The organism is Azospirillum sp. TSO35-2, from assembly GCF_003116095.1.
In the GTDB taxonomy this organism is placed as follows: Bacteria; Pseudomonadota; Alphaproteobacteria; order Azospirillales; family Azospirillaceae; genus Azospirillum.
Genome location: NZ_LGRA01000021.1, coordinates 1,908,447 through 1,919,933, shown reverse-complemented (window position 1 = coordinate 1,919,933; position 11,487 = coordinate 1,908,447). Strand labels below are relative to the sequence as shown.

At 69.5% G+C, this 11,487-nt stretch carries 9 protein-coding genes; 6 read left to right on the top strand and 3 right to left on the bottom strand.

The window, feature by feature from the left end:
* Positions 1-224 precede the first annotated feature (224 nt).
* From TSO352_RS24775 to TSO352_RS33320, 6 genes are all read left to right on the top strand, one after another.
* On the top strand, positions 225-1,148 hold the full coding sequence (locus tag TSO352_RS24775; RefSeq protein ID WP_109109809.1) for an NAD(P)/FAD-dependent oxidoreductase: 924 nt from the start codon (positions 225-227) through the stop codon (positions 1,146-1,148).
* A gap of 231 nt (positions 1,149-1,379) precedes the next feature.
* Positions 1,380-2,789, top strand: a complete 1,410-nt coding sequence (gene chrA / locus TSO352_RS24770; protein ID WP_109109808.1) for a chromate efflux transporter — start codon at positions 1,380-1,382, stop codon at positions 2,787-2,789.
* A gap of 202 nt (positions 2,790-2,991) precedes the next feature.
* Positions 2,992-3,360, top strand: a complete 369-nt coding sequence (locus tag TSO352_RS24765) for a hypothetical protein (protein WP_146210791.1) — start codon at positions 2,992-2,994, stop codon at positions 3,358-3,360.
* Between the two features lie 149 nt (positions 3,361-3,509).
* Positions 3,510-4,271, top strand: coding sequence for a Spy/CpxP family protein refolding chaperone (locus TSO352_RS24760; RefSeq protein WP_158284626.1), 762 nt, complete (start codon positions 3,510-3,512; stop codon positions 4,269-4,271).
* Positions 4,272-4,490: 219 nt separating this feature from the next.
* The gene (locus TSO352_RS33325; protein WP_158284625.1) at positions 4,491-5,357 is read left to right on the top strand and encodes an exo-alpha-sialidase; all 867 of its coding nucleotides are present in this window, start codon (positions 4,491-4,493) and stop codon (positions 5,355-5,357) included.
* A gap of 23 nt (positions 5,358-5,380) precedes the next feature.
* Positions 5,381-6,349 (top strand): zinc metalloprotease HtpX, encoded by a 969-nt coding sequence (locus TSO352_RS33320; protein ID WP_158284624.1) that lies wholly within the window; start codon positions 5,381-5,383, stop codon positions 6,347-6,349.
* Between the two features lie 99 nt (positions 6,350-6,448).
* On the opposite strand, the gene gyrB is transcribed toward TSO352_RS33320, so the two are convergent.
* From gyrB to dnaN, 3 genes are all read right to left on the bottom strand, one after another.
* Entirely contained in the window at positions 6,449-8,941 is a 2,493-nt protein-coding gene (gyrB, locus tag TSO352_RS24750) for a DNA topoisomerase (ATP-hydrolyzing) subunit B (RefSeq protein WP_109109805.1), read from the bottom strand.
* Between the two features lie 90 nt (positions 8,942-9,031).
* A complete protein-coding gene (gene recF, locus TSO352_RS24745; protein ID WP_109109804.1) occupies positions 9,032-10,216 on the bottom strand; it encodes a DNA replication/repair protein RecF in 1,185 nt (394 codons plus the stop codon).
* 78 nt (positions 10,217-10,294) lie between these two features.
* Positions 10,295-11,425, bottom strand: coding sequence for a DNA polymerase III subunit beta (gene dnaN, locus TSO352_RS24740; RefSeq protein ID WP_109109803.1), 1,131 nt, complete (start codon positions 11,423-11,425; stop codon positions 10,295-10,297).
* Positions 11,426-11,487 lie beyond the last annotated feature (62 nt).

The window sequence follows — 11,487 nt, the reverse complement described above, 5'->3', positions numbered from 1 at the left end:
GAGCAGCCCGGTAGCTCGTCAGGCTCATAACCTGAAGGCCGCAGGTTCAAATCCTGCCCCCGCAACCAAACATCAAGCCCGCCTGAGCACTCCGCTCGGCGGGCTTTTTTGTTTGGCATGTCTCGGGCATGACATAGCTCGGGGCGTGACATATGCCTGTCCGGCTTGTCTAGGGACCGAAGGGCGTTCATTCCGGTCGCCCGCGGACCGAGGCGACGAGTGTGATGGCGTCCAAGCTTGATTGTCTGATCGTCGGCGGTGGCCCCGCCGGTTTGACCGCGGCGATCTACCTCGCGCGCTACCGCCGTGCGGTGCTGGTGGTCGACGAGGCGAAGAGCCGCTGCGCCTGGATCCCGACCTCCCACAATCTCGCCGGCTTCACCGGCGGTATCCGCGGCACCGATCTGCTGGCCCGCATCCGCGCCCAGGCCGAGACCTATGGTGCCCGCGTCGACATCGGTTCGGTGACGGCGCTGGAGCGGCTTCCGTCCGACAATGGCTTCCGCGCCGCGCTCGGCGACGGCCGGGTCGTCCAGGCTGCGACGGTCCTGCTGGCCACCGGGGTGATCGACGGCCAGCCCGCGGTGCCACACCTGTACGACGCGATGCAACGGGGGCTGATCCGTGTCTGCCCGATCTGTGACGGATTCGAGGTCATGGATCAACGCATCGCCGTTCTCGGCCACGGTGCGCAGGCGACGGGAGAGGCGCGCTTCATCCGCACCTACAGTCCTTACGTCACGTTGCTGACGCTGGGCGAGCCGATGGATTTGGAGTTGGACGCCCGGGCCGAGTTGGACGCGCTCGGCATCGCGGTGGTCGAAGAGCCGGTGGTCGCCGTCGACACCGATACCGACATCGGCACCAACCGCAGCACGCGGTTGACCCTGCAAAGCGGCCGGACCCTCCGTTTCGACACGCTCTATTCGGCGCTCGGCATCACCGCCCGTTCCGCCCTGGCCGAGTCGCTCGGAGCCAGGATGAACGACGAGGGCCGGCTGATCGTCGACCGCCACCAGCGCACGTCGGTGCCCGGCTTCTTCGCCGCCGGCGACGTGGTGTCGACGCTGAACCAGATCGCGGTCGCCATGGGCGAAGCGGCGATGGCCGCCACCGCCATCCACAACGACCTGCGTTGCCGCCGTTGAAGGGAGGCCGCGGTCCCAAGACGACAGGGCGCTCCAGGCCGCCGAGATCATCCATGACATCGGTGCAAAAGACGGTAAGTTCCGACGCGGGGAAGCGGCCACACTCCGCAAGCCGCTCTTCGGCATCGCCGCCGCGACCGACGGCGACGAGCGCCGCAGGGCGCGCGGGGACGCCATAGTCGAGGACGTCCGCACCGACGCCCGCAAGACGCGTGACTGGAGAGAGCGCTGATGACCGAGGCGAACGCAACCGCGGATACAGCCGTGTCCACGACGAAGGATAGTGGGCATGGGGTGAGCCTCGGCGAGGCCACCCTGGTGTGGGCGCGCATCGCCGCGCTCAGCTTCGGCGGCCCGGCGGGGCAGATCGCGGTCATGCACCGCATCCTGGTCGAGGAGAAGCGATGGCTGGGTGAGACGCGGTTCCTGCACGCGCTGAACTACTGCATGCTGCTGCCCGGGCCGGAAGCCCAGCAACTGGCCGTCTATGTCGGCTGGCTGATGCACCGCACGGTGGGCGGTCTGATCGCCGGCACCCTGTTCGTGCTGCCGGGCGTTGTCGCCATCATGGCGCTGAGCTGGATCTACGCAGCCTTCGGCAACGTCGGTCTCGTGCAGGGGCTGTTCTTCGGGCTGAAGGCAGCGGTGCTCGCCGTCGTGGTCGAGGCGGTGATCCGCATCGGCAGGCGGGCGTTGAAGAACCGTGTGATGCTCGGCATCGCCGCGGCGGCGTTCGTGGCCATCTTCGCCTTCGACGTCCCGTTCCCGATCATCATCCTGGTCGCCGGGCTGATCGGCTTGGCCGGCGGGCGGCTGGGGCGTCCGGAGTTCAAGGTCGGCGGCGGTCACGCAGCGTCGGGTGGGGCGATCCTGGCCGATGCCGACAGCCTGCTCGGCGAAGGGACGCCGGAACACGCGCGGCCGACGGTGGGCTGGTCGTTCCGGGTCGGCGTCGTCTTTCTCGCGCTGTGGCTCGTGCCGGTCGTGGCGCTGCTCTCGACGCTCGGGCCGGGGGATGTGTTCAGCCAGATCGCGGTGTTCTTTTCCAAGATGGCGGTGGTCACCTTCGGCGGCGCCTATGCGGTGCTGGCCTACGTCGCCCAGCAGGCGGTGGAGACCTACGGCTGGCTGAAGCCGGGCGAGATGCTGGACGGCCTGGGCATGGCCGAGACGACGCCCGGCCCACTGATCATGGTGACGCAGTTCGTCGGCTTCATGGGCGCCTTCCGCGCTCCCGGGGGGCTGCCACCGCTGCTGGCGGGGACGCTGGGCGGGCTGCTGACGACCTGGGTGACCTTCGTGCCGTGCTTCCTGTGGATCTTCGTCGGTGCGCCGTTCGTCGAGTCGTTGCGTGGCAACCGGGCGCTCGGCGGCGCGCTGTCGGCGATCACGGCCGCCGTGGTCGGGGTTGTCTTGAACTTGGCGGCCTGGTTCGCTCTGCACGCCCTGTTCGGGCGGCTGGAACCGGTGCACGCCGCCGGAGCCACGCTCGAGATCCCGGTTCTGAGCACGATCAACATTCCCTCGCTGGTGCTGACGGTCGGCGCCGTGCTGGCCGTGTTCCGCTTCAAGCTGGGCATGATCCCGACCTTGGCCGTATGCGCGCTTTTCGGAATGGTCTTTTACCTCGTCTCCGTCTGATGCGGCGTGGGCAGCGCAACCACCGGCGTCCGGCCGTCTCCACCCGTCCCCGGACTCCCGGCAGGGGCGGTCGCCGAGACGATCAAGCCGTTGCGGGGGCCAGGGGATGGGCTTACCTTTCCAGGTGAGGTCGCCCGACCTCCAGGCAAGAACGGCAATCGCCATGTGGCGTGGCACACGGTCGACGGTGAGGAGGGTGGTGGTGAGCCTGCTGATGCTGGCCACGCTGCTCGTCTATGCCGCGCCGGGCCATGCCGGTCTGCCATCTTATCAGCATTCCCAGCGTTTGCCGGCGCCGCAGGAGCATGCCTTGGCCGGCATGCACCATGATGCTGTCGCTGCCGTCACCGGTCACCAGCACAGGCAAGCTCTCTGCAACGATCCCGGCCGGCCCGATGACGGGGCCTGCTGCAGCGTCACCCACTGCGCGGCCCTGCACGGCGCTCTCCCCGTCGAGGCCGCGGCGGCGTTCATTCCCGCCGTCGCCCGGGCGGATCATCGGTTTGCCCTGGCCACCCCCGAGGGCATCGACAGCGACCCGGCTCCGCGCCCTCCCTCTCCGATCCGCTGACGCCACGAGTCCGTCCGCGTCCAACCTGAGCCTCGGCTCGGGCGAGGGCGCCGGTTCCGGATCCCGTGCGCGTGACCTTTGCGTCCCCGGCCCTCCCGCGTGGAGTCCGGCCGGGATGGCCCGAACCCGATGACCCGATGGAGGACGCCATGTCGTCTCTCACCCGCAAGATGCTTCCCGCCTTTGCGCTCGCCGCCATGATGTCGGTCGCCCCGGCCCAGGCGCAGACCGCCACCGACCAGGACCATCAGGCCCATCACCCCGGCGGCGCCACGACGACGCAGGCTCAGCCGGTTCCGGCGCCTGTCCAACCGCCTCAGGGCGCGCAACCCGGGCGGCCGGGCAATGCGCCCATGACGGGGGCGCCCATGACGGGGGCGCCCATGATGGGACAAGGCATGGGCGGCGGCATGATGGCTCAGCCCGGCATGATGATGAACATGGACCAGATGCGCCCGATGATGGGCGGGATGATGGGCCAGCAGAGCGGCCAGCCCGGTATGATGGGCCCCGGAATGATGGGGCAGATGACGCCCATGATGCGCCCGATGATGGGCCAGCAGGGTGGCATGGGCGGCATGGGGCTGCCGTTCGAGCATGTCGAGGGCCGCATCGCCTTCGTGAAGGCGGAACTCAGGATCACCGAGGCCCAGGCGCCGCAGTGGAACGCCTTCGCCGACACCCTGCGGTCGAACGCCAAGGCCCATCAGGCCATGCACGAGCAGATGACCCAGGGTGGCCTGCCATCCGCGTGGCCGGACCGGCTGACCTTCCAGCAGAAGGTCCTGTCGGCCCGGCTCGACGGCCTGAAGGCGCTCGAGGGCGCCGCCAAGCCGCTCTACGCCGTGCTGACGGACGAGCAGAAGAAGGTCGCCGACCAGCTCTTCGCCAGCCCGATGGGCTTGATGTGAGCGACGGCCGTGCCGGTCAGACGGCTTTCCAGGGGGAGGCGTCCGCATGATTGCCTTGAGGATGCCGATCCCACGACGGCGTGAACATGGTCACCACGCCGACCACGCCCGGCCGGAAGCCGGTCGGGGCCCGATCGAAATGGGTGCCGCGGTCGATTGAGGCCGTATGGGCGGCATGGGGCTCAGCACCCTGTGCCGCCCCGAACAAGGAGACGCGCGATGAGCGCCAAGAAGACGCTGACCATGATCGTGGCGGCCCTGCTGGTCGGGACGACGCTCGCCGGACCGGTCGACGCCGCCGAGACCCTCAGACTGTCCGAGGTTTCGCACCTGCACGGCATCGCCGTGGACCCCGGCGACCCGTCCCGCCTGTACCTCGCCTCGCACCACGGCGTGTGGTTGACCAACCCCGACGGCACGGCGACCCGGGTGTCGGACAATCGGCACGACTACATGGGATTCACGCCGAACCCGGCGCAGCCCGGCGCCTTCTTCGCCAGTGGCCATCCGGAGACTGGCGGGAATCTCGGCGTCCTCGTCTCGACCGACGGGGCGAAGACGTGGAAAGCGGTCTCGAAGGGTGTCAACGGGCCGGTCGATTTCCACGCGATGGACGTCAGCCCGGCCGACCCCACCGTGCTCTACGGGCACTACGGCAGCGTCCAGGTCAGCCGCGATGCCGGGAAGAGCTGGGAGGTCACCGGCAAGCCGCCCGCCGACATGTTCGATCTGGCGGCTTCGGCCAAGGATCCGAACACGGTCTACGCCGCCACCCGCAACGGCCTGATGGTCAGCCGCGACGCCGGAAAATCCTGGCAGGCGGCGTACGTCGTCCAGCGCCCGGCCAGCATGGTGACGACGACCAGGGATGGCACCGCCTACGCCTTCCTGCTGGGCACCGGCTTGCTCAAGACCTCCGAGCCGAGCCTGGCGTGGCAGCCGGTCAGCAACGGCTTTGGGGACACGATCCTGCTGCACCTCGCGGTCGATCCGACGAACCCGGAGCGGCTCTACGCCGTGACCGACACGTCGGCTGTCATCGCCAGCCAGGACGGCGGGAAGACGTGGAAACCCTTCCGGTCGTGAAACGGGCGAAGGGATCGAGCGCCATGCCCGTGGTCGACCTCGACGACCGGCAACGTCGCCGCCACAAGCTGCGGAATGCGGCCCAGTCCGCCCTGCTGGTCGGGTCTCTGGGCTTGCTCGCGGCGGTGATCGGCTGGCTGCTTGCGGGATGGTTGGGCGTCATCTGGGCGGCCTTCCTGATCGGTGCGACGGTGGCCTTCAGCCCGACGGTCTCGCCGCGCACCGTTCTGGGGCTCTATGGAGCCCGGCGCGTCGGTCCGCACGACCTTCCGGAGCTTCAGGAGATTGCCCGGCTGCTGGCCCAGCGCGCCGGCCTGCCCAGCGCTCCGGAGTTGCACTATCTGGCGACGCCGGTGCTGAACGCGTTCACGGTCGGCTCCGCCCGCAGCAGCGCCGTCGTCCTGACCGACGGGCTGCTGCGGGCGATGACGCTGCGTGAACTGACCGGGATCCTGGCCCACGAAGTCAGCCACGTCCGCAACCACGACCTGTGGACCATGGGCTTGGCCGACATCATCAGCCGGGTCACCAGCACTATGGCGACCACCGGTGTCGTCCTGCTGTTCCTCAGCCTGCCGCAGATGCTGGAGCAGCATGGCGGCGCCCCTTGGCCGCTGATTGCGCTGCTCTGGGCGGCGCCCACCATCAACACGCTGATTCAGTTGCGGCTGTCGCGCACGCGCGAGTTCGATGCCGACCTGGACGCCGCGGCCCTGACCGGCGACCCGGCCGGGCTGGCCTCCGCCCTGGCGAAGCTCGAGCATTACGAGCCCGGCTTTTGGGAGCGCGTCTTCTGGCCAGGGCGGCGGAACCCACACCCGTCCGTGCTGCGCACCCATCCGGAAACCGAGGAGCGGATCGAGCGCCTGCTCTCGCTCCAGCCGCTCACGAGCGGGGATCCCGGCTTTGGAACGGAGGCCGGCGGGTTCCCCATCCAGTGGACGGCGCCGACCCACCGCCCACGCTGGCGCCCATCCGGCTTCTGGCATTGAGGTCTGTTTGGCGGGCAGCGCGACGAGGGGCCGCGCAAAAAAGAAAAGCCGGCAGGGGCGGCGGCCCTGCCGGCTTTCGGTGTCACGCCGATGGTCTGGTCAGACGTCGAGGTTCGACACCTTCAGCGCGTTGTCCTGGATGAACTCGCGCCGCGGTTCGACGACGTCGCCCATCAGGGTGGAGAAGACCTCCTCCGCCTGGTCGGCGTGGCTGACGCGGACCTGCAGAAGCGAGCGCTTGGTCGGGTCCAGCGTGGTTTCCCACAGCTGGTCCGGGTTCATTTCGCCCAGCCCCTTGTAGCGCTGGATGGTGACGCCGCGGCGGCCCAGTTCCATCACCGTGTCGAACAGCGCGCCCGGGCCGGTCAGGGCGCGGGTTTCCTTCTGCTTCTCGAAGGCCTTGCCGGGGGTGCTGAAGACCCGCTTCAGGTCGGGGGCGAGCGCGTCCAGCCGGCGGGCCTCCCCGCTCTTCAGCAGATCGCCGTCGAACAGGTGGCGGTGGGTGACACCGCGCCGGCTGCGGATGACGGCGTAGCCGCCCTGGGGCAGGCTCTCGCCGCGCCAGCCGCCGTCGGCGTCCTGCGCGTTCAGCCGGTCGGCCACCGTCTGCGCCGCGGCCTGGGCGGCGGCCTTGTCGTCGACCAGGGCGGCGGAGAGGGCACCGGCGACCGCCGCCTGTTCCACCACCGTGGCGTTGCCGACCTTGCGCGACAGCGTGTCGATCGCCGGGCGGGCGGCGCGGGCCTGCTCGACCAGACCCGAGAGCTGGTCGCCGATCAGCAGCGTGCCGTCGGGCAACTGCACCGACAGGTCGCTGAGCGCCGCCTCCACCAGATACTCCTCCAGCGCCCGGTCGTCCTTCAGGTACCGCTCCTTGGCGTTGCCGCGCTTGATGCGGTAGAGCGGCGGCTGGGCGATGTAGAGATAGCCGCGCTCGATCAGGTCGGGCATCTGGCGGAAGAAGAAGGTCAGCAGCAGGGTGCGGATGTGGCTGCCGTCCACGTCCGCGTCGGTCATGATGATGATCTTGTGGTAGCGCGTCTTGTCGGCGTTGAACTCGTCGCGGCCGATGCCGGTGCCGAGCGCCGCGATCAGCGTGCCGATCTCCGCCGAGCCGAGCATCTTGTCGAAACGCGCCCGCTCCACGTTCAGGATCTTGCCGCGCAGCGGCAGGATGGCCTGGAACTGGCGCGAGCGGCCCTGCTTGGCCGAGCCGCCGGCCGAGTCGCCCTCGACGATGAACAGCTCCGACGCCGCCGGGTCGCGTTCCTGGCAGTCGGCCAGCTTGCCGGGCAGCGACGCCATGTCGAGCGCGCCCTTGCGCCGGGTCAGCTCGCGCGCCTTGCGGGCGGCCTCGCGGGCGGCGGCGGCCTCCACCACCTTCTGGACGACGCGACGGGCGTCGGCCGGATGCTCCTCGAAATACTGGGCCAGCGCCTCGCCCACCACCGATTCGACGACCGGGCGGACTTCGCTTGATACCAGCTTGTCCTTGGTTTGGCTGGAGAATTTCGGATCCGGAACCTTCACCGACAGGACGCAGGTCAGACCCTCACGGGCGTCGTCGCCCGACAGGTTGACCTTCTCCTTCTTGGCGATGCCGGATTCGGTGGCGTAGTTGTTGATCGCGCGGGTCAGCGCGGCGCGGAAGCCGGCCAGATGGGTGCCGCCGTCCTTCTGCGGGATGTTGTTGGTGAAGCACAGCGTCGTCTCGTGGTAGCTGTCGTTCCACTGCAGCGCGCATTCCACCGTCACCACGCCGCCATGTTCGGTCGGGCGTTCGTTCTTCAGGGTGATCGCCGGCTTGTGCAGCGGCACCTTGGAACGGTCGAGCCAGCTGACGAAGGCTTCCAGCCCGCCTTCGTAATGCAGGTTCTGCACCTTCGGCTCCACCCCGCGGGCGTCGGTCAGCACCAGCCGGACGCCGGAGTTGAGGAAGGCCAGTTCGCGCAGCCGGTGTTCCAGCGTCGCGTAGTCGAATTCGATGTTGGTGAAGGTGCCGGTCGACGGCAGGAAGGTGACCTCGGTGCCGGACCGCTCCTTGTCCTTTTCCGGGTCGATCGGCGCCGGGCCGGTGTCGGCCAGCGGCGCCTCGGCGACGCCGTGGCGGAAGCGCATGGTCCAGGTGCGGCCGGCGCGCCAGATGCGGAGATCCAGGATTTCCGACAGCGCGTTGACCACTGACACGCCGACGCCGTGCAGGCCGCCGGAGACCTTGTAGCTGTTCTGGTTGAACTTGCCGCCGGCGTGCAGCTGGGTCATCACGACCTCGGCCGCCGAGATGCCTTCTTCGGAATGGATGTCGGTCGGGATGCCGCGGCCGTTGTCGCGCACCGTCACCGACCCGTCGGCGTTCAGCAGGACCTCGACCTTGTCGCAATAGCCGGCCAGCGCCTCGTCGATGGCGTTGTCGACGACCTCGTACACCATATGGTGCAGGCCCGACCCGTCGTCGGTGTCGCCGATGTACATGCCGGGGCGTTTGCGCACGGCGTCGAGCCCACGCAGAACGGTGATCGACTCGGCCCCATAGTCCGGCTGCTGCTGGGCGTCGGGCTGCGGGAGGTCGTTCTTCAATGCTTCCTGTGCCATGGCTCGACTATAACAGATTCGGTGGAGGATTCGGCGGTTTCGCGTGCCCATGCACGCATTTTTTCGGGGTCGGAACGCCCGTTTGCGCCCCTATCCGGGGCGGATGTGGGCCTCTTCGATGCGGAAGCGGCGGGCATCCTCGCCCAACGGGTCGAAAACCCCCTCGTCGGTGCCGGTCATCCAGGCCTGGGCACCCAGCGCCAGGATTTCGCCGAACAGCGCGGCGCGCCGGTCGGGGTCGAGATGGGCGGCCACCTCGTCCAGCAGCAGGATGGGGGCGGCCCCGCGCTCGGCGGCCAGCAGGCGGGCGTTGGCCAGCACGATGGCGATCAGCAGCGCCTTCTGCTCGCCGGTGGAGCACAGCGCCGCCGGCATGTCCTTGGGCGCATGGCGGACCGACAGGTCGCTCTTGTGCGGGCCGACGGTGGCGCCGCCGCTGTCGGCGTCGATCCGGCGGCCGGTTCGCAGCGCGTCGCGCAGCGCGTCTTCGGCGGCCAGCGCCGGTCCGTCGTCCAGCCAGCGTTCGACCGTGCCGGCGACGGCGAGGTCGGCGCCGGGAAAGGGGCCGACCGAGCGGGCGCAGGCGGCGCGCAGCCGCTGCACCACCTCGCGCCGGGCGGCGGCGACGGCGACGCCGGTGGTTGCCATCTGGTCCTCCAGCGCGCCGAGCCAACCCTCGTCGACGCGGCCGTCGCGCAGCAGCCGCGCGCGTTCGCGCAACGCGTGCTCGTAGCGCGACAGCCGGCCGGCGTGGGCGGGGTCGAAGCCGAAGACCAGCCGGTCGAGAAAGCGGCGGCGGCCGCTCGACCCTTCCAGGAACAGGCGGTCCATCTGCGGGGTCAGCCAGACCATCGCGACATGGTCGGCGAGCGCGGTCTGGCCCTTGGCCGGGTGGCCGTCGATGCGCACCAGCCGGCGGTCGCGGTCGGAGCTGCGGTCGGTGCCATGCGGTTCGCGGCCGGTGCCGATCTCCACCGGGCCGAAGGGGGTGTCGAGCGTCGCCGCCACCGCCCAGCCGGCGCCGGGGGGCGAGCCCAGCCGTTCGACCTCGGCCAGGCGGGCGCCGCGCAGGCCGCGGCCGGGCGAGAGAAAGCTGACGGCTTCCAGAAGGTTGGTCTTGCCGGCGCCGTTCGGGCCGATCAGCGCGACGGGGCGGTGGTCGGGCTCCAGCCGCGCGGACTCATAGCCGCGGAAACGCGTCAGCGTCATCCGCCGGACCGCCAACGCCCGGGGCAAAGCCTGGGGCGACGCCGGAACCGGCGCGCCGCCGCTCATCGAAGCTGCTGTGTGCAAAGAATCCGTTCCGCGCGGGGCGGGGACGATCCCCGCATTCCCATCACACCGTCATGGGCGTCAGACACGCATCGGCATCAGAACATAGAGCGCGGTGCTGTCGGCGACGTCGCGGATGATGGTCGGCGACGCGGCGTCGGCCAGCGTGAATTGGGCGCCCTCGCCCTCGATCTGCTGCGTGATGTCCAGCAGATAGCGAGAGTTGAAGCCGATTTCCAGGGGGCTCTCCTGGTAATTGACCTCCAGCTCCTCGGTCGCGCTGCCGGCTTCCGGGCTGGTCGCCGACAGGGTCAGCGCGCCGCGGACCAGCGACAGCTTCACCGCCCGGCTCTTCTCGGTGGAGATGGTGGCGACGCGGTCGACGGCGGCGGCGAACAGCTTGGCGTCGACCTCCATCACCTTGTCGTTGCCGACCGGGATCACCCGCTCGTAGTCGGGGAAGGTGCCGTCGATCAGCTTGGAGGTCACCACCACGGAATCGAAGCCGAAGCGGATCTTGTTGTCGGACAGCGACAGCTCGATGCGGTCGGCCGCCTCGTCGATCAGCTTGCGGATTTCGGTGACGGTCTTGCGCGGGATGATCACGCCGGGGATGCCGTCGGCGCCGTCGGGCAGCGGCATCTCGACGCGGGCCAGACGGTGGCCGTCGGTGGCGACCGCGCGCAGGACCGAGGATTCCACGCCGTTGGTCTTGGCCTTGGTGGCGTGCAGGTAGATGCCGTTCAGGTAATAGCGCGTCTCTTCGGTGGAGATCGCGAAGCGGGTGCGGTCGACCAGCGCCCGCAGGTCGGCGGCGCCGACCGAGAAATTGTGCTTCAGCTCGCCGCTCGACAGCTGGGGGAAATCCTCCACCGGCAGGCAGGACAGCTTGAACTGCGAGCGGCCGGACCGCAGCGTCAGGATGGTGCCGTCGCCGCCGATGTCCAATTCCACCTGGCTGCCGTCGGGCAGCTTGCGGACGATGTCGAACAGGGTGTGGGCCGGGGCGGTGGTGCCGCCGGGGCGCCCGACCGTCGCCGGCACCGTCTCCACGATCTCCAGGTCCATGTCGGTGGCGGCCAGCGACAGCTCGCCGTCGCCGGCCCGCAGCAGCACGTTCGACAGGATCGGAATGGTGTTCCGCCGCTCGACCACACTCTGCACGTGACCCAGGGAACGGAGAAGGGCGGCGCGTTCGATGGTGATGTTCATGCTGGCGAGGTCTCGGCGCGGCTGGGGGCGGGGCTGGGTTTGCGAGGCCCGCCGGGGGACCG